The organism is Myroides guanonis (assembly GCF_900114085.1).
Taxonomy (GTDB): domain Bacteria; phylum Bacteroidota; class Bacteroidia; order Flavobacteriales; family Flavobacteriaceae; genus Flavobacterium; species Flavobacterium guanonis.
Window position 1 is genome coordinate 55,069 of sequence record NZ_FORU01000012.1, and the last position, 19,225, is coordinate 74,293.

Below are 19,225 nucleotides of genomic sequence, written 5' to 3' on the forward strand. Positions count from 1 at the left end.
CAAACTTAACACTTCAATAAACGTACCAATTATAAACTAGCAATCAGCATTTTATCACACTCTATTCCTTTTTGACAATTCTTTTTTGTAAATTGGAAGAACCAAAGACGAACAGCCAACTTAAAACTATATTATTATGAAAGATTACAAAATAGCTTCCTTAAAAAAGCTACAAGATGAGGGGCATTCAATTCACAAACTACCATTTTCGATTCGGATTTTATTAGAGAATATTTTGCGTAATCACGATGGTTATATAATAACAGATGAGCACCTCAACACTTTAATAAACTGGGATCCTAATGGTACAGACAAGGACATTCCTTTTAAACCCGCACGTGTATTAATGCAAGACTTTACAGGAGTACCTGCTGTAGTAGACATAGCATCACTTAGAGACGAATTTATACGAAAAGGTAAAGACGGTACAAAAATCAACCCTGCTATTCCCGTAGACTTAGTAATAGACCATTCCGTTCAAGTAGATTATTTCGGAACCGATTACTCGTATAAAGAGAATGTAATAAGAGAATACGAGCGTAATTCTGAACGCTATGAGCTATTAAAATGGGCACAACAAGGAATGGAGAACTTTACCGTAGTTCCTCCTGGTATGGGAATATGTCATCAAGTAAATTTAGAATATTTAGCTCAAGGAGTAACTTTACGTGACGGATGGGCCTTTCCCGATACGTTAGTAGGCACAGACTCTCATACACCTATGGTAAATGGTATTGGAGTAATAGCTTGGGGAGTTGGAGGTATTGAAGCAGAAGCAGCAATGTTAGGTCAACCTATTTACTTTACTTGTCCCGAAGTTATTGGTTTAAAATTGACAGGTCGTATTCCTGAAGGAGCAACCGCCACAGATATGGTTCTAACTATTACTAAAATTCTAAGAGAGTTCGGCGTAGTAGGTAAATTCGTAGAAGTATTTGGAGATGGTCTGGATCATTTAACTGTTACAGACAGAGCTACTATTGCAAATATGTCTCCAGAATTTGGATGTACAGTTACTTACTTCCCAATAGATGACCAAACATTGAATTATATGCGAAAAACAAATCGTAGTGAATCGCAAATAAAACTAGTGGAAGAATATTGTAAAGACAATCTGTTGTGGAGAACGGGTAAAGAAGAAATCGTATACTCACATGTAATAGAATTAGACTTGGGAATTTTAGAACCAACAGTTGCAGGACCAAAAAGACCACAAGACAAAATATTTGTAAAGGATTTAGGGAAAACTTTTTCTCAATTACTAGAAGAAGAACACAACAGAACCTATGTAGCTGCGAAAGACCGTAGAGAACAAGCATGGTTAGAAGAAGGAGGTTCTGGAACAGAACTTCGTTTTGAACCAAAACCGAAAGAAGTACAACAATCTATTAAAGTCGAAAAAGAAGAGCTGCAATCCGTTCGTATTAAACTTAAAAACAAAGAATATGTGTTAAGTGACGGTTCAATAGCAATAGCAGCAATTACTAGCTGTACTAACACTTCAAATCCTGAGGTAATGATTGGTGCAGGCTTAGTTGCTCGAAAAGCCGTTGAACGTGGTTTACGTACTAAATCATGGGTTAAAACCAGTTTAGCTCCCGGATCGAAAGTAGTGACACAATATCTAAAACGATCTGGTTTATTAGAAGACCTGGAAGCATTGCGTTTTCACACAGTAGGTTATGGTTGTACATCATGTATTGGAAATAGTGGACCTCTACCCGCACCTATAGCAGAGGCAGTAACACAAGGTGATTTAATTGTTGCCTCAGTACTCTCAGGAAATCGAAACTTTGAAGCTCGTGTTCATCCACAAGTAAAGATGAACTTTTTAATGTCACCTATGCTTGTTGTAGCCTACGCATTAGTAGGACGAGTAGATGTTGATTTAATTAATGACCCATTAGACTATGACCCAAATGGACGTCCTGTTTACCTAAGAGATATCTGGCCTACTCATGAAGAAATTCGTGAGGTTATCAACACTTCCTTAAAACAACAAGATTTTGAAGATGTATACAGTGTCATATTTGAAGGTGAAGAAGATTGGAAAGAATTAAAAGCTCCGGTTGGTCAGAAATTTATATGGAATCCTTCTTCTAGCTATATTAGAGAAGTACCATTTTTTGAAAACCTCAGTGAACAACCAGCAGCTGTTACTGATATACAAAAAGCAAGGGTATTACTATACTTAGGGGACTCTGTTACAACAGACCATATTTCGCCCGCTGGCTCCTTTAATCAGGAATCCGCGGCAGGAAAATACCTCATGGAACAAGTTGTTAAACCAAGAGATTTTAATTCATACGGTTCTAGGAGAGGAAATCACGAAGTAATGATGAGAGGTACCTTCGCTAATGTTCGTATTAAAAACAAGATAGCACAAAGAGAAGGAGGATATAGCACTTATTTCCCTACTGGAGAATCATTAACAGTCTTTGATACTGCTATGAAATATAAACAAGACGGCACCCCGCTAGTTGTATTCGCTGGTAAAGAATATGGAAGTGGATCTTCTCGTGATTGGGCTGCGAAAGGAGCTTTTTTATTAGGTATTAAAGCCGTAATTGCAGAAAGTTATGAACGTATTCACAGAAGTAATCTCGTTGGGATGGGTGTAGCTCCACTACAATTTCTAGATGGACAAAGCGCTATTTCACTAGGATTAGATGGAACTGAAAGTATTACCATATTAGGACTTGCAGAAAGTCTAACACCACACAAAAAATTAACTGTGATTGCAGAAAAAGAAACGGGAGAAAGTATGGAGTTTACAGTTATAGCTCGATTTGATTCTGAAATAGAAATCGCCTATTTCAAGAATGGAGGAATACTGCAATACGTTTTAAGAGATTTCATGAAACGCTAAGTAAAATAGATAAACAAAAGTGTCTTTAAGAAAAATCTTAAAGACACTTTTTATTTCGATAACAAACTTTAAACAAAGCCCTGTTTAAAAGCCTCTTGAATTAATGCAGAAGCATCCGATACACCAAAAGTAGCTTTCATTTTAGCTATACGCTTTCGGATAGTTATTGCAGCTAATGGAATATGTTCTTCCAAATCAGACATTCTATACCCTTTGGATAAATACAACAAAATAAGTCGGTTATTATCGTCAAACATCAACTCTTTCTTCAACACCTCTCCATGACACTGTTTGACCAATGGACTTAAAAAATAATTCCCATCTAAAATTTCACAAATCATATCAGGGAGATTTGATGGAGTAACATCATTCTTGATAGCCAAACCGTGCGGTCGAACATTTTTTATAATATTATACACCAACAATACTTCCGTATGAGCAGTCAAAATCATAGTCTTACAATCTGGCATCATCTCTTTGATATAACTAATTATGTGTCCCCCATTCTTCCAATCTCTAGCCTCATACTCTGGCAATCCATAATCAACAATAGCGAGATCAAATGGTTTATTAGATTCTAATGCATTTCTTATCTGTAAAAAGGCAGACTCACAGTCGTTCGCACGATGAAACAACAGCGTTCCTTCCTTTTTAAGATGCTGAGTCAAGGAAAAGATATATCCCTCAACAGTTAATGGATGATCGTCAACTACTAGTATATTCATAAAAATATATAACTTGCAGGCAAGTTAATCTTTATTTCTAAGATTAAATAAAGCTATATTTATTTTAACTAACTAGTAGCGTTTAACCTCATATTACCATGATTTTCTTAAGATATTCAATATTAACCATCCTAACCTTACTCTTCTTAAACAGTTGTAAGAAAGATCTAAAAAATTCACATTTAAAGATTAATTCTTTAAATGAAATCCAAATCGATAGTTTAACAATAGAAGAACAAGATTCTGTATTATCTCAATTATTTGAAAACAGCTTGGATTTAAAAAACAATCAAGAGTCAAGGGCTTATTTGATAGAACTAGCGAGTTTTCTAGATGAATATGGAGATGATGAACACTACGTCAAAATTCTCCATCGATTAAAAACATTTCTTACTGAAGAAAAAGATACTCTGAAGCTTGGGAAACTATATAATGAATTTGGAATTCACTATGAGAGTTTGTCTAAATTTGATAGTGCATATTCTTATTTTGATAGAGCAGAAAAACAATATCAGCTTTTAGGAGATAAATTAAAAATAGGTAAGATGGCAATAAGCAAAGCCTCAATATTATACGATTTTGGAATTTACACAGAAAGCGAATCGGAAGCCATAAGAGCACTGGAATATTTCCAGGCAGCGAACACCATCGAATTTAATTATGAATGTTTCCATTTACTAGGCCTAATACTTTGTGAGTTAAAAGAATTTGAGACCTCCTTACATTATTATGATAAAACATTAGAATCTCTTAGATATATAGAGCAAAATCATCTTTTCACTCCTAAAGAGATAACAGAGGCATACGCAGCACTATACAATAATATTGCAGGCGTATATGAACTAAAAGAATCTTACAAGGAAGCTACTATAGAATATGAAAAAGCCTTCAATTTAGAAAACATAGAACAGGTTAATCCTTTGCTATATGCAGCTCTTCTAAACAACAGAGCAACCACAAAAATGGAATTGGGTAATACAGACAATGTATTAGAAGACTTGACAAAAGCACAAAACATCCGTGATTCACTCTCTCAACCTCATGAATTAAACATGAGTTACTTGAGGATTTCTGAATACTATGCAATTGAAAAAGACACAGCAACCGCATTAAATTATGCTTATAAAGCTTACAACAACGCTAAACGCATTAAAAACTTATTAGATCAACGAGAAGCTCTACAGTATTTGATTCGTCTAGACAGAACAAAACAATTAAAATACAATCAAGAATATGTGACTGTTTCAGACAAAATAAGGAGTAAAGAACGCCAAACTCAACATAAATTCGCTAGAATCGCTTATGAAACAGAACAAATAGAGAATCAAGTAAAGCTATTGCAGATACGCAACCGTAATACAATAGGCATTGCGAGTTTAGCTACTTTATTACTGCTTGGTATCGTTGGACTTCTACGAATGAAATATCGAAATAGAAGACTACAACATCAAAATGCCCAACAGCAAGCAGATGAGAAAATTTACCAAATGATTCTCCACCAACAAGAGCTATCGGAGCGAGCAAAAAATGAAGAACGTCAAAGAATTGCCTTAGAATTACACGACGGGGTAGTGAATCGAATATTTACAACCCGATTTAACCTTATGCAATTAGAATCTCCAATGCATGACTACAAGAACTTATTAATAGACGAACTTCAAAAGGCGGAAATAGATATTAGAAATGTATCTCACCGATTAACCGAAAAAGGTGAATTTAAAAATGCTACCTTCAAAAGCATGGTTGAAGATTTAATTAACAAACAAAAAAACTCCTTCGATACCAAATTCACATTATCCCTTGATCAAGCTGTAAATTGGTCCCTTTTCAGTTTAAATGAAAGGTTACAAATCTTTCGAATACTTCAAGAATTACTTCAAAATGTAAACAAGTATTCTAAAGCAAGTCAATGTACTGTATGGTTCTTAAAAAAGGAAAATGACCTAGTTATAAAAATAATAGACAATGGGATTGGGTTTGACCAAAACACTAAGTCTAAAGGAATTGGATTTTCAAATATTCAGGAACGAGCAAAAAGTATCAGCGCTAATCTAACAATAACCTCTAAGATAGGAAGCGGTACTCAAATTACACTAATTCTAAAAGATTTTCACAACAGAGAATCTTAAAATTATTGAATAAAAAAGGGAGGACTAGTCCTCCCTTTTTTATTCAATATATAATTTCAAAAATATACTTATTCAAAATTAAACCAATTTATTCTCAATCAAATATTCAGCAATTTGAATCGTATTTGTTGCAGCTCCCTTTCTAAGATTGTCAGCAACAATCCACATATTAATCGTATTTTTCAAACTTTCGTCACGGCGAATTCTTCCAACAAATACATCATTCTTCCCTTCTGCATATAACGGCATTGGATATGTATTTGTATCGGTGTTATCTTGAACAACCACGCCAGCTGTATCGTGTAATATTCTTCTTAATTCAGCAAGGTCGAAATCATTTTCAAATTCAATATTAACCGCTTCACTATGTCCTCCGACTACGGGAATACGAACTGCTGTAGCCGTTAATGCTATGTTTTGATCATTTAATATTTTCTTAGTCTCATTCACCAACTTCATCTCCTCTTTAGTATACCCATTGTCTTCAAAAACATCACAATGAGGAATTGCATTTCTATGAATTGGATATGCATATACCATCTCACCACTTTCGTTCTTGTATTCATTCTCTAACTGACGAACAGCCTTAACACCAGTCCCTGTAATAGACTGATATGTAGAAACGATTACTCTTCTAATAGAATACTGTTTGTGCAACGGAGCTAAAGCCATTACCAATTGAGTCGTAGAGCAATTTGGATTTGCAATAATCTTATCATCAGCTGTCAACGAAGATGCATTGATCTCTGGAACAATCAATTTAATTTCCGGATTCATTCTCCAAGCAGAAGAATTATCTATCACAGTTGTTCCAACAGCGGCAAACTTTGGTGCCCATTCTAACGAAATTGTCCCGCCTGCAGAAAACAGTGCTATTTGCGGGCGCATCTTGACAGCCTCTTCCATAGATTTAATCGTATAATCTACTCCCTTATACGAAATAGTTTTTCCTACAGACTTCTCTGAAGCCACAGGGATTAATTCTGTTATTGGAAAATTTCTCTCAGCTAAAACTTTTAGCATGATTTCACCTACCATTCCGGTAGCGCCTACAATTGCTATTTTCATTTTTTGGTAATATTAATAAATTTTGCACAAATGTACCTAATTTTACGATAGTTGCATATCTTTTATTTGAAGTTGTAACTTACTCGTTTCTTTCCACTTATTCTCTTCTAAACTGTAAACCACGTCAAATAATTGTCTCTTATCCAACTTGTCCTTCCAAGCACCGAAACCAAAGCCAATAGCAGGATATCCTACATCTGTTGCATCCTGTTTTACAAACATCTTTACATGTTCATTATCCTTACCTAAAGTTTGAATATAACCTGTGTCATAGACTGCTTTAGTGAGAAAAACTGGAGCTAAGTTCTCGGGTCCAAAAGGTTCAAACTGTTTTAGAATTCTCGAAAATCTTTCTGTAAATTGAGAAAAATCCACCACTGCATCAATTTCCAATTCAGGAATTAACTGTTCTTCAGTTATGGTACTTGAAACTACCATTTCAAACTTTTCTTTAAAAGCATCAAATTGATCTTCTCTAATAGTTAAACCAGCCGCATACATATGTCCTCCGAACTGTATTAAATATTCAGAACAAGCCTCTATTGCCTCATATACATCAAAGTTCTTTACAGAACGAGCAGAAGCTGCAAGAACGTCTCCACTTCTCGTAAAAACAAGTGTAGGACGATAATATGTCTCAATCAAACGCGAAGCGACAATACCAATTACCCCTTTGTGCCAACTTGGGTTAAAAACAACAGTTGACTTTTTATTAATTTCTTGATGGTCTATAATTTGGCGCAATGCCTCTTCTGTAATATCTTGATCAAGCTCACGACGCTCTTCATTGAAACTCACAATTTGCTCGGCCGTAAGCAAAGCTTCTTCAAGGGTGAAATCAGTCAATAAAGCTACTGCAAACTTACCATGTTCAATACGTCCAGCCGCATTAATCTTTGGAGCAACTTTAAATACAATATCCGTTATACTAAAATGAGATTGTTTATATAAACTCATCAAAGCCTTTATTCCAGGTCTTGGATTCTCATTTATCACTTTCAATCCAAAATAAGCCAACACTCTATTTTCCCCAGTAATTGGAACAATATCTGCTCCAATAGCAGTGGCTACCAAGTCAAGATAAGGTACTAAATCTTCTACAGTAAATCCTCTTTTTGATGACAATGCTTGAATCAATTTAAAACCAACACCACAACCACACAACTCATTATATGGATAATTACAATCATCTTGTTTTGGATCTAAGACTGCAACTGCATTAGGAATCTTACTTCCAGGTAAATGATGATCACATATTATAAAATCAATTCCTTTTGTCTTTGCATAATCAACTAGACCAACAGACTTAATACCACAATCCAAAGCAATAATTAAACTCATCTCATTGTCTGATGCATAATCAATACCGGCAGATGAAACCCCATATCCCTCTTTATACCGATCAGGTATATAAGTATCCACATAAGGAGTTATTGTTCTCAAGTAAGAAGCCATTAAGGCTACAGCAGTAGTCCCGTCAACATCATAATCTCCAAAGACTAAAATACGCTCTTCATTCTGAATAGCAAGTTCAATCCTATCCACAGCCTTTAGCATATCTTTCATTAGAAAAGGATCATGTAAATCATCTAAAGATGGGCGGAAAAATGCTCTCGCTTCTTCATAATTCTGAATTCCTCTTAAAAGAAGTAGTTTAGCTAAAAGAGGTTCAACCTTTAATACTTCTGATAAATGTGCTATTTCCGAATCTAAAGGCTCCTGTTTTAAAATCCAACGCATAAGCTAACTAATATCCCTCTTTGTGAAAATGAATAGCTGTTTGAACCTTTGCAAAAGCCTCAAACATTTTCATTACTCCACAATATTTTTCAATAGAAAGATTCACCGCTTTAGTCAATTTATCTTCATCTAAATTACCGCCATAAAAATGATAATCCACCTGAACACTATGGTAAATGGCAGGATCTTCATCTGTTAAAAAGCCTTCTGTTTCAATCTTAAAATCCACAACGTCTAATCTCATTTTTTTAATTAAAGAAGCGACGTCTAAACCAGAACACCCTGCCAAAGCAGATAACATTAAGGCTTTTGGGCGATACCCTTTTCCTTCCCCACCGTTCTCTATACCTGCATCAATATCTAAAACTCCTCCAGGATTTGTAGATTCGAAATGCATATTTTCCTTCCAAGTTGTGCTTACTTTATGTGACATCTTATAGAAATTTATATGATTATTAATGATAAAAGTCAATGATCTGAAGAACTCTTCATAGAACATTGACTTTTTACTATTGTAATATTTATTATAAATGATTGTGAAATAAATAACTATGAGAAATATTTTATTTTTTCCCTGCTACCACAACAACAATTTCGCCCTTGGCGGGTTTAGCTTCAAAGTGAGTCAATACCTCAACCACAGTTCCTCTAACAGTTTCTTCGTGTAACTTAGATATTTCTCTAGAAACTGAAATCTGTCTATCCTCTCCAAAATACTCCTTAAACTCAGTCAATGTCTTTATTAATTTATGAGGAGAAACGTATACTATAAAGGTACGTGTTTCTTCTGCTAAGAACAAATAACGAGTTTGTCTACCTTTCTTTTCAGGTAAAAAGCCCTCAAATACAAAACGATCATTAGGCAAGCCACTATTTACTAAAGCAGGAACAAAAGCAGTAGCTCCTGGTAAACACTCAATATCAATACCATGTTCAACACAAGCCCTAGACAACAAGAACCCAGGGTCGGATATAGCAGGAGTCCCCGCATCGGATATCAATGCTATGGTTTCTCCTGATTCTAATCTTTTCAACAGTCCCTCAACAGTCCTGTGTTCATTGTGCATATGATGACTATGCATCGGAGTCCCAATCTCAAAATGCTTTAGTAGCTTACCACTTGTACGCGTATCTTCTGCTAAAATACAATCCGCTTCCTTTAGAACCGTGATAGCACGAAAGGTCATGTCGTTCAAATTTCCAATAGGTGTTGGAACTATATAAAGTTTTCCTTTCATCAACTATACGAATCTCTTTTCTACCAATTCCATAAAACGAGTAGCATAAGCTTCCTTACCTTCCCAGTTATTATAATCAGGCTTTACTAAATCTTCAATAAAACCAACCGCTTCCTCAAATGAATTTACAGTATTTAACTGAGATAGAACTCTATTTAAATCCTCAGAACTACCATTGAACAAATGTTTTTCAAATCCAATTCTATCGTTTAATCCTACGGAGATAGTACTATTATAAATATCGTTCAAAGATTTTTTAGGCTTAGAGACAGTAGATGTAGGTTCAAACTCAAATAAACTTTGAGTAGGAATCACGTTTTCCTTTTCAATCATCGAAACGAAAGAGGTGTCGTCTAAACTTGAGATTTCTTTAGTCGAATCATCCACTCGAACAAAATCAACATCACCAAAATCAAACCCTAAGAAGGAATCTTCGAATCTTATCTGGCTTTTATCTAATCCAGCAGATTCAGGATTAATCATAGCCTCTTGAATTTCTTCATCTGCAGAAACTTCTATATCAGATTTCTCTACGTCTTCTTCTAAAGCATCTTCTTCCTTATGAATCACCAGTTCTTCTTCGATAGAAAAAGACCCAGCATTTGTCTCTTTCTGCTTTAACATAGCATCATGCTGATCTAAATAATTATGAAGTAATTCGTCTGTCTCATCTTCCTCAATACTATCCACAAAAGCTGTTTCAATAAATTGATTTTCATAAGCTAAACGTTGCTTATCAAACTTCATATCTTCAATGACAGTGTCTATCTTAACAGCATCAGAATTCTTCATCCTGCTTTCAGCATTGATTAAATTTTCATCGGCAACCAAAACTCCTCTTGTTTCCTCCAAAATAGCACCTTCATTAGACTCAATTATAACACCTTGAGTATCTTCTAATACCTCCTCTGCATTGTCAATTAGTATACCTTTCGTGTCATTTTCTTCCTGAATTAAATCAACAGGCATTTGTTCTCTTTCAGTTACAATGATTCCTTTTGTGTCATCCAAACCATCTTGTAACTCATTGGCGGTAACTATAGCTAATTGCTTCTCTAAAGTCTCCTCAGAGACTAATCCCTCTAAAGATGCTTTATTATCATTATAGAATTTCAATACAGCGAGCTTTTCATAAACATCTTTAGCCTCCTTATAAAGGGTATTAACATCCTCTTTATCTTTCATTTGTAGAATACGATGCGCTATACTTAACAGCGCTCCCTCCAACACTTTCTTCATAACTTTTATTTTAGATTAGTGAAACCCACTCTTTTTTTGGTACATTTGCTACTACAAAGTAACACAAAAAACTGCTGGTTACAGCCTGAAAATTACAAAATGTTTCTCGAAAATACAGTAAACCCCAAAGAACAATTCGGTTGGATAGAGGTAATATGCGGGTCCATGTTCTCTGGAAAAACGGAAGAATTGATTCGAAGACTTAAACGCGCGCAATTTGCTAAGCAAAAAGTTGAGATATTCAAACCTACCATAGATACACGTTATGCCGAAGAATATGTAGTGTCTCATGATTCAAATGAAATTCGATCTACCCCCGTACCTGCAGCTGCAAATATTCGCATATTGGCAGATGGCTGTGATGTAGTTGGAATAGATGAAGCACAATTTTTTGACGATGAAATTGTACGTGTTTGTAATGACCTGGCTAATTCAGGCGTTCGTGTAATAGTAGCTGGATTAGATATGGATTTTAAAGGCAATCCCTTTGGACCAATGCCAGCTTTAATGGCAACTGCTGAATATGTCACCAAAGTTCACGCTGTATGCACAAGAACCGGTAATTTGGCAAACTACAGCTACAGAAAAGCATCGAACGAAAATTTAGTTATGCTAGGAGAGACCGAAGAATATGAACCCCTTAGTCGAGCTGCATTTTTCAATGCTATGAAGAAACAGAAAGAAGAAGATATTAAAATAGAAGAAAACAAATCGAAATAACCAAAAGAGTAAGATATAAAAACATCTTACTCTTTTTTTAGGGGAAGCTCTCCATTATAATATAGTTGAAAGCACTTTTTTACTATATGCAAAACACTATAATAAATAAAAAAAGGGACGCCCGATGAGCGTCCCTAATTATTAAAATAAAGAGTATTATACTATAATTCAATTACAATAAACTCACTTCGTCTATTTTCTTGATGTTCTTCCTCCGAACATTTAACTCCATTACTACATCTATTAATTAACTGGCTTTCTCCATATCCTTTACCAGAAATACGTGTAGACTTAACACCATGATCTATTATCCATTGTACAGTAGATTTAGCTCGTTTATCAGAAAGACTCATATTATAGCTGTCCTTACCTCTACTATCTGTATGAGAACGCACATCAATAATCATATTTGGATACATCTCCATCACCTCTGCTACTTTAGCAAGTTCAAGAGCTGCATCTGGACGGATTTCTGATTTATCATAATCAAAATAAATTGGATTTAATTTCAACACTTTAAATAAGTCATCTCCTTTTTTAACCTCAACAATTTTCTTATTCAATGAAAAATCAACACGTTGCTCAGAAGATGAATTAGGTAAATCAACATGACGCTCCACATCCAAATAACCTTCTTTACTAGCTTTCACATAAATGCGTTTTCCACATCCTAATTTATCACTCGCAAATTGATAATCCCCCATACCATTAGTAGTTAATTTCTCTATCAATTCATGAGCATCATTGTATATATCAATCTGTACACCTGCTAACTTTTCACTTGATTTGTTTGCATCGTACACAGTTCCTTTAATTAGCTGTTTACATCTTAAATCTAGTGCTCTAGTCTCTAAGAATGAATAAATATCATCTTTACCTTCACCTAATTCCCTATTAGAACTCAAATACCCTAATCGAGTTTTAGAATTTATATAATAAGCAAAATCATCTCTTTCACTATTAGCAGGAGCACCTAAATTCTGAACTTCTCCAAAGCTACCATCATCATTGATTTTAGCAACATATAAGTCTAAACCTCCTAAGCCTGGCCTACCATCAGAAGAGAAATACAATTCATTGTTTTCTGATACGAAAGGAAAAGATTCTCTTCCCTCTGTATTAATTATAGGGCCTAGATTAACTGGATTACTCAATGCACCCGTTGTTAGAATAGCCGCTTTAAATAAATCAGACTGTCCCAAAGTTCCTTCTCTGTCAGAAGCGAAATACAACCATTTCCCATCAGGAGACAAAGCAGGATGAGCAGTGCTATAATTATCACCATTAATATTTAAATCTGTAATCTGTGTCCACTTACCATCTTCTAACGTAGCACGGTAGATCTTAAGTAATGTGGTTTCCTTTTCGCTAATTCCCTTATGACCATCAATGAAGTTATTTCTTGTAAAATAAACTGTTTGACCATCTTTAGAAAATACCGGAGTAGATTCATTGTATTTTGTATTCAAGCTATTAGAAAAAGGTTTTACTTTTCCCAAACCACCTTCTTCCAATATTTCTGCCTCGTACAAGCGAGTAAAAGACTCTCCTGTCCAAAGATGAATATTTTTAGACACTCCTCTTCTCTCACGAGCAGAAGTGAAAATTAATTTCGAATCCAAAACAGTACTACCAAAATCAGAAGACACAGAATTAACAGTTGCTAATTCAATATTATAACGACCCGAATTATCTTCAATTTGCGCAAGGTAATCTGGATTCTCCGTATACAAGATACCTCTTCTATCTTCTTCCACACGTTGATGAAAGGTTTTCATAACAGCATCCGCTTGCACATACTGTTCAACCGACTTTAGACTTTCTGCATAACGATAATAGTATTCAGTAGGAATTTCACTTGAATTATACGATTCGAAAAGTACTTTATACCATTCATGAGCTTTTGGAAGATTACCATTAAAATAGTAAGAGTCTCCAAGTTTTTCAAGCATATCACTTGTATGAAATCCCTTTCTACTAACATTTTCATACAACTGGATTGCATTAACATACTCCAGTCTATCAAATTTCTTATCCGCACGCTCTACTTTTCGTTCCTGCCCATAGAAAGACAAACTAGTAAGAACTAAAGTTCCTAAAACAAGATTATGTAAAATTTTTCTCATAATTAAAACGTTTAGAAGAATCGCGGAGACGAGATTCGGTTATGTCTATTCAACAATTCAAATCGCAAAAACACCTCATGCGATCCTGAATTATAATTAGCAAGCTTAGTAGTTTCTGCATCATAGCTATACCCAACAAACAAACCGTCGGACACTTGAAAACCAACCAATCCACTAAAGGCAGCATCCCAACGATAAGCACCACCAATAACAAACTTATCACTAATCATAAAGTTAGCTGTCAAATCTAGTTGTAAAGGTGCACCAGCAACCGCTTTTGCCAAGAAAGCTGGCTTAAACTTTAAGCTTGGGCTTAAGTCAAAAACATGTCCTCCTATAAAGTAATACGTCATTTTTTGCTTCATTAAAACAACTTCGTTATCATCGTAACGATCTGTTTCCAAAAAATTTGGAATCGAAAAACCAAAATACGTCTTATCAGAATACAGATACAATCCTGCCCCAACATTAGGATTAAATTGATTGCTAATATTTTCTTGAAACTTTACATCATTTGGATTATATCTATCTAATTTAGTATAATCTACATTCAATAAGTTCGCACTGGCTTTCACACCGAATCCTAACTTAAGAGAACGACTTAAATCAATGGTATAAGATAGATCAAGAGCAATGGTATTCTCATCCATAGCACCTAAACGATCGTTCGTAAATGAAGCACCTAAACCCATTTTAGAATCTCCTAAAGGAGTATCTAATGCGATTGTGGATGTTTGTGGAGCACCATCTAAGCCTACCCATTGCGTTCTATACAATCCAAAGATACTCATCATGTCTCTTGAACCTGCATATGCTGGGTTGACTAGATTCGTATTATACATATACTGTGTATATTGAGGATCTTGTTGTGAGTGAGCTGTCTGTATTCCACAAGCCAGTATCAAACCCAAACAAAGTTGTTTCCAAATAGTAATCTTTTTCATATATATTTCGTTAGTCGTTTTCTAAATGTAAATACCCAGATTTCGTAATGGTTTTAGAACCATTATCGTCAGAATAATCGTATTTCAACACATAATAATAAGTCCCAGAAGGTAATTTCTCACCTTTTTTCACAGTTCCACGCCCTTCAGAATATCCTTTAAACACGTTACCATTAGAGTCATAATTAGTAGTTTCATATACTTTTACACCCCATCTGTTATAAACTTCTAATCGGTTTACTGGAAAACGTTGAATATTATCAATAATCAAATAATCATTGTGTCCATCCCCATCTGGAGATACTGCATTATACACTACCACATCCCCTTCTAATAATATACTTTTCTTTACAAGTCCTAAAGTGAATATACCATATCCCTCAACAGCCACCGGTGTAGTAATGGTTTTATCACCTTCATCAGGAAAACCACCTTCATCTACCCATAACTGTTGTTTTTCATCCCAACGTACAATGTGTATAGCTGTTCTATCTCCATTTAACAATTTTGCTGGAGTAGTATTCTCATTCCAACTCAAAGAAAGAATAGCATGTCCATTTGCTTTTTCAGACTCAACCACCCAATATTCCGCATCATTGATCCACTCAATAACCCCTGTCCTATTGTTATGAGAATGCAAAGCATTAGAATTCTCTAGAAAATACTCACCATAGAAAGCATTTTGTAATTCTTTAGAAATCCCTAAAGCAGCATGTCTATAAAGTCCGTTTTTACCAATTGGAAATGCAAAAGCATCTTTTCCTTGTTTTTCCACCAAACCGCTTACAAAACTCCCATTAGAAGCATTGATTGCTTTGGCTTCGGAAAGGAAAGCTATAGAAGCCTCTTGATGATCCATATTAACAACCCCTTTAGTAAAGTTTGCAGTACCTGCTACGGTTATATCTGCCTGCAAATCAAATGCAAAATCAGAAGTAGGATTATCAAATAACACATCGAAAAACTTAGAAGGTTTGCTTCCACCCAATTCTTGTTTATAAGCATCTAAACCTCTAAACACTGTATAACCCGTTTTTTTATTCGTAGTATAGTCGAACAAACCGTTGTTGGTAAAATCCTTATATACATATAAGGTCCCATCATTTAAAATCATGGCGTTTTCCTTATTCTCTAAATCAGCCATTGTAGACACCTCCGTATTTGGCATCACAAACAAACCTCCATAGTTTACAGTCTGAGCTGAAACTGAAGCGGTAGTTAGAAATAGAAAATAAAATAATCCCTTTTTTGTATCGTTTTTCATAATAGTTAATTGATAGCGTTCCACTTTATCCTTGCCTCTTTAAAGGCTCATTGCAGCGGTTTATTTTACCACAAATACAATGTTGATCAACGAACAATCAGTAGCAGCAGCCGTTACATCATACGTCATCACCCCATTCGCATTAATTGTAATATTTGAAAACACCGCAGGGTCATAATCTGTAATGTAATAATATAAATCAGTTGGCGATTTAAAGAAAGGAATACCATTCATAGGAGCTCCTGCACTAGCTTCAACAGGACTCTCAAACTGAGCTTTATAAGCAGCATACAGATCCTTTGAAACTCCATTTGCACTTACAGAAGTATCGAAAGTAATCGACGGCATATAAAAGAACTTAACTGCTTTATTATCCGTAGTGATCATTTGATTCCACTTCGTTCCATCATTATAATAGAAACCAGGCTCTACTCTATTTCTAGCAGCAGCTGTATTTGCGGCAGGTGTTGAGGCTGTATTATATACTGTCATACCCTGCACATGTGCTGCAAGTGGTGTAGCAACATCTGTAGTGACTAATTCGACACGAGGTAATAACACCCCCTTATTTGTTGCTTCAATCTCCAACATCGCATTTGGATTCACTGTAGGAGTACCCCCTACTTTTACTTGTGCAAAACTGACTGTGGCGAATAAGCCTAATGCAACTAAATAAATTTTTTTCATAATTCTTGTTGTTTTAAAAACTGGTTCGCCCATAAATCAGACGAACCAGTTATATTAAATTAAAATTTCAGTTATGGTGTAGTTACAACTGTAGTAGAAGTAAATTCGACAACAACATCATAAGTACCAGCACCTAAAATATTATACATATTTCCAGTACCAATATTGAAGTTAATTTTGTTCCCTGCAATTACAATATCCGTCACATTAGCACTAATCCCCTTAGCATTAATTACCTTAATACCGATAACTGTACCTGGAGTATAATCTGGAATAGTAACTCCTGTAGTTAAAGCAGAATTTGCAGCTATAACAGTAGAACCTTTGTAAATATAAACCGGTACATTATTATAAGTATCTCCAGTATTTGTTACAGAATTATCAACAATCTTGTCACCAAGAATCTTTTTAATGTTTACTACATTGTTAGTAATAACCTCCAGAACAGTTCCAGAAATATCAATAGGAGTATTAACTCCAGCAATAACTGTATATAAAACATCAGCTGTAGTGTTATTACCGTCATGATCTCCAAAAAACACATTTCCTCCTTGTTTTAAAATATTCGTAATTGCATCTATTACATCTCCATTATTTGTAATAGAGTATAATACGTCTTCAGTAACATTTAAAACATCTGGTGTACCAACTGTAGAAATACCACTTGCATTTGGTTTATTAGCCTCATGAGCGTAAGAATAAATCACTTCTTTAGCAGTAGTATCTTCTGCTCTTGTAATACGAGTTTTTGTTTCCAAACCTGCTACTAAATCAGCTAAGTTTATTAATACTTTAACTCCATTTGCATCTACAGTATAGAAACTATTTGCTGGGATTGCAAGTTGACCTGCAGGATTCCCTGCTGCAATAGCAGTTCTTGTGAAGAACACATTACCACCTTGATTCAAGATTTTTGTAATTGCATTCTGAACATCCTCATTATTTGTTATTGAGGTTACCATATCGGCAGTTATCTCAATTTTTGATTCTGTAGCACCTGCAACCCCTTTAAGGAAATTCTCATTTGCGTAGGTATAAACTATTGGTTTTGTAAGATCAGCTACCGTATCTTTTACAAGAGTTGTATTGGTTTCATTTGCCTTAACAATATCTCCTAAATCAATAGTTTTATAGGTAGTCCCATCCCAATATTGAAAAACCCAATTTGGAGCACCTACTGTACCAATATTTTTATAGATTACATTTCCATCAATTTTACCCGCGATTTCATTGATAATCTTCTCAATTGTAACAGTATCTCCGTTATACTGAGTAGTTTGTTTTAAAATATTTTCAAAATTCTGAACCACATCAGAAGTCGCATCAATAACAATAACTCCTGGTGCATTATCTGGAATATTTGCAACTGTATTGGTAGCACTCGCCTTTAACCAATCTTGAATTGTTTTTTCAGAGAAATAGATATACTGAGTATTACCATTAGCTAAAACCACTTCTCTAATAAAAGTCTGAGTTTCGTTAGCCGTAACAATATCTCCCAATTTTATAGTCTCATATTTCGTACCATCCCAATATTGAAAAACAAAATTAGCAGGATCTCCAGCTGCAGCAATGTTTTTATAGATTACATTCCCTTCAACTGTAGAAGAAAGATATTGAATATATTCTTCAACTGTAAAATATTGATTTGTTGTTCCTGGTTTAACTATAGTTGTTCTACCATCCAATATAGTTTCGAAATTCTTAATTACTGACTCAGGAATATCTAAAAACACAACGCCATCCTCTAAAGCAGTAGTACTTCCAGATTTAAATGGAGTAGTTGGTACAACACCACTTGCTTTTTGAATTGTCTGTTCTGAAATATAATAGAACTTTCCAGAATCAGCAGGATATTCTAAAATTGTAGTTCTAGACTCAGCGCCTTTGATGATATCAATAATATCTCCAGTTATATCTTTAGTAACATAATTCGTTCCATCAAAGTATACGTACTCAATTTTTGAATCGGTAGTCGTTCCATTACCTGGAGTAAAAACCATTCCACCACCGTGAGTATCACCGTTTGTAGATGGGTTCACTAAATTATTTGAAGGGAATGCAACTTTCAATAAAGCCAAAATATTATCTACATCACCTTGTAAATCTGTAACATTTTTAATCGCTTCATTCAATTGTGTTTGATTCACAATACGCTCCCAATGAGCTGGTACATTTGGTGTAACTTTTGTATTAATAGGAGTCCAATAGTAAAAACCAGGAGTAACATCATTAACAGGAGTTGCATCATTATAAACTAATAAACTTTCAACTTGAGCTCCATCAATCGGTGAAAACTCAGTTGTTTTAGATAACTTAACTCTTGGAATCAATACCCCTTTATCATCAGCTTTTATGTCTAGCATAGAAGAAGCTGCTGGAGTAGGAGTTCCAATCCCTACCTGCGCATTTGCGATGTAGACTCCTCCAAATAGAAGGAATGCTACTGATAATGTAATTTTTTTCATAGTAATGT

Annotated in this window: 14 protein-coding genes; 3 read left to right on the top strand and 11 right to left on the bottom strand. The window is 34.9% G+C overall.

Annotation, left to right across the window (positions count from 1 at the left end; translation table 11 throughout):
• The first annotated feature begins 136 nt into the window (after nucleotides 1–136).
• A complete protein-coding gene (gene acnA / locus BM024_RS10355; protein ID WP_090679938.1) occupies nucleotides 137–2,869 on the top strand; it encodes an aconitate hydratase AcnA in 2,733 nt (910 codons plus the stop codon).
• Nucleotides 2,870–2,937: 68 nt separating this feature from the next.
• On the opposite strand, the gene BM024_RS10360 is transcribed toward acnA, so the two are convergent.
• Nucleotides 2,938–3,594 (bottom strand): DNA-binding transcriptional response regulator, encoded by a 657-nt coding sequence (locus tag BM024_RS10360; protein ID WP_090679940.1) that lies wholly within the window; start codon nucleotides 3,592–3,594, stop codon nucleotides 2,938–2,940.
• 98 nt (nucleotides 3,595–3,692) lie between these two features.
• Between BM024_RS10360 and BM024_RS10365 the strand changes: the two genes are divergently transcribed.
• Nucleotides 3,693–5,723, top strand: a complete 2,031-nt coding sequence (locus BM024_RS10365) for a tetratricopeptide repeat-containing sensor histidine kinase (protein WP_090679941.1) — start codon at nucleotides 3,693–3,695, stop codon at nucleotides 5,721–5,723.
• A gap of 78 nt (nucleotides 5,724–5,801) precedes the next feature.
• Here the strand turns inward: BM024_RS10365 and BM024_RS10370 are convergent, their stop codons facing one another.
• The 5 genes from BM024_RS10370 to BM024_RS10390 form a co-directional block, all read right to left on the bottom strand.
• Entirely contained in the window at nucleotides 5,802–6,791 is a 990-nt protein-coding gene (locus BM024_RS10370; protein WP_090679943.1) for an aspartate-semialdehyde dehydrogenase, read from the bottom strand.
• A gap of 42 nt (nucleotides 6,792–6,833) precedes the next feature.
• Nucleotides 6,834–8,531 (bottom strand): single-stranded-DNA-specific exonuclease RecJ, encoded by a 1,698-nt coding sequence (gene recJ / locus BM024_RS10375; RefSeq protein WP_090679945.1) that lies wholly within the window; start codon nucleotides 8,529–8,531, stop codon nucleotides 6,834–6,836.
• 7 nt (nucleotides 8,532–8,538) lie between these two features.
• On the bottom strand, nucleotides 8,539–8,964 hold the full coding sequence (locus BM024_RS10380) for an OsmC family protein (protein WP_090679947.1): 426 nt from the start codon (nucleotides 8,962–8,964) through the stop codon (nucleotides 8,539–8,541).
• Nucleotides 8,965–9,094: 130 nt separating this feature from the next.
• Nucleotides 9,095–9,769 carry a 16S rRNA (cytidine(1402)-2'-O)-methyltransferase gene (rsmI, locus tag BM024_RS10385; protein WP_090679949.1) on the bottom strand — a complete coding sequence of 225 codons (675 nt, stop codon included), beginning with the start codon at nucleotides 9,767–9,769 and terminating at the stop codon, nucleotides 9,095–9,097.
• A gap of 3 nt (nucleotides 9,770–9,772) precedes the next feature.
• Complete coding sequence (locus tag BM024_RS10390; RefSeq protein ID WP_090679953.1) at nucleotides 9,773–11,008, bottom strand: Na(+)/H(+) antiporter; 1,236 nt, start codon at nucleotides 11,006–11,008, stop codon at nucleotides 9,773–9,775.
• Nucleotides 11,009–11,107: 99 nt separating this feature from the next.
• Here BM024_RS10390 and BM024_RS10395 point away from each other — a divergent pair, with 99 nt between their 5' ends.
• Nucleotides 11,108–11,728: a thymidine kinase gene (locus BM024_RS10395; protein WP_090679955.1), complete on the top strand. Its 621-nt coding sequence runs from the start codon at nucleotides 11,108–11,110 to the stop codon at nucleotides 11,726–11,728.
• 161 nt (nucleotides 11,729–11,889) lie between these two features.
• On the opposite strand, the gene BM024_RS10400 is transcribed toward BM024_RS10395, so the two are convergent.
• The 5 genes from BM024_RS10400 to BM024_RS10420 form a co-directional block, all read right to left on the bottom strand.
• Nucleotides 11,890–13,854 carry an OmpA family protein gene (locus BM024_RS10400; protein ID WP_090679957.1) on the bottom strand — a complete coding sequence of 655 codons (1,965 nt, stop codon included), beginning with the start codon at nucleotides 13,852–13,854 and terminating at the stop codon, nucleotides 11,890–11,892.
• 11 nt (nucleotides 13,855–13,865) lie between these two features.
• Nucleotides 13,866–14,798: a PorP/SprF family type IX secretion system membrane protein gene (locus tag BM024_RS10405; RefSeq protein ID WP_090679959.1), complete on the bottom strand. Its 933-nt coding sequence runs from the start codon at nucleotides 14,796–14,798 to the stop codon at nucleotides 13,866–13,868.
• 10 nt (nucleotides 14,799–14,808) lie between these two features.
• Nucleotides 14,809–16,062 carry a T9SS type B sorting domain-containing protein gene (locus tag BM024_RS10410; RefSeq protein WP_090680029.1) on the bottom strand — a complete coding sequence of 418 codons (1,254 nt, stop codon included), beginning with the start codon at nucleotides 16,060–16,062 and terminating at the stop codon, nucleotides 14,809–14,811.
• Between the two features lie 60 nt (nucleotides 16,063–16,122).
• Nucleotides 16,123–16,749: a hypothetical protein gene (locus tag BM024_RS10415; protein WP_090680031.1), complete on the bottom strand. Its 627-nt coding sequence runs from the start codon at nucleotides 16,747–16,749 to the stop codon at nucleotides 16,123–16,125.
• A gap of 71 nt (nucleotides 16,750–16,820) precedes the next feature.
• Nucleotides 16,821–19,217, bottom strand: coding sequence for a hypothetical protein (locus BM024_RS10420; RefSeq protein ID WP_090679961.1), 2,397 nt, complete (start codon nucleotides 19,215–19,217; stop codon nucleotides 16,821–16,823).
• Between the last annotated feature and the right edge of the window lie 8 nt (nucleotides 19,218–19,225).

What these genes read in the sequence shown, in the direction of transcription:
- BM024_RS10390 (WP_090679953.1), bottom strand. Translation starts at nt 11,008, where the DNA reads ATGAAGAAAGTGTTGGAGGGAGCGCTGTTAAGTATAGCGCATCGTATT.
- BM024_RS10370 (WP_090679943.1), bottom strand. Translation starts at nt 6,791, where the DNA reads ATGAAAATAGCAATTGTAGGCGCTACCGGAATGGTAGGTGAAATCATG.
- BM024_RS10415 (WP_090680031.1), bottom strand. Translation starts at nt 16,749, where the DNA reads ATGAAAAAAATTTATTTAGTTGCATTAGGCTTATTCGCCACAGTCAGT.
- BM024_RS10420 (WP_090679961.1), bottom strand. Translation starts at nt 19,217, where the DNA reads ATGAAAAAAATTACATTATCAGTAGCATTCCTTCTATTTGGAGGAGTC.
- acnA (WP_090679938.1), top strand. Translation starts at nt 137, where the DNA reads ATGAAAGATTACAAAATAGCTTCCTTAAAAAAGCTACAAGATGAGGGG.
- BM024_RS10365 (WP_090679941.1), top strand. Translation starts at nt 3,693, where the DNA reads ATGATTTTCTTAAGATATTCAATATTAACCATCCTAACCTTACTCTTC.
- BM024_RS10395 (WP_090679955.1), top strand. Translation starts at nt 11,108, where the DNA reads ATGTTTCTCGAAAATACAGTAAACCCCAAAGAACAATTCGGTTGGATA.
- BM024_RS10360 (WP_090679940.1), bottom strand. Translation starts at nt 3,594, where the DNA reads ATGAATATACTAGTAGTTGACGATCATCCATTAACTGTTGAGGGATAT.
- BM024_RS10380 (WP_090679947.1), bottom strand. Translation starts at nt 8,964, where the DNA reads ATGTCACATAAAGTAAGCACAACTTGGAAGGAAAATATGCATTTCGAA.
- rsmI (WP_090679949.1), bottom strand. Translation starts at nt 9,769, where the DNA reads ATGAAAGGAAAACTTTATATAGTTCCAACACCTATTGGAAATTTGAAC.
- recJ (WP_090679945.1), bottom strand. Translation starts at nt 8,531, where the DNA reads ATGCGTTGGATTTTAAAACAGGAGCCTTTAGATTCGGAAATAGCACAT.
- BM024_RS10400 (WP_090679957.1), bottom strand. Translation starts at nt 13,854, where the DNA reads ATGAGAAAAATTTTACATAATCTTGTTTTAGGAACTTTAGTTCTTACT.
- BM024_RS10405 (WP_090679959.1), bottom strand. Translation starts at nt 14,798, where the DNA reads ATGAAAAAGATTACTATTTGGAAACAACTTTGTTTGGGTTTGATACTG.
- BM024_RS10410 (WP_090680029.1), bottom strand. Translation starts at nt 16,062, where the DNA reads ATGAAAAACGATACAAAAAAGGGATTATTTTATTTTCTATTTCTAACT.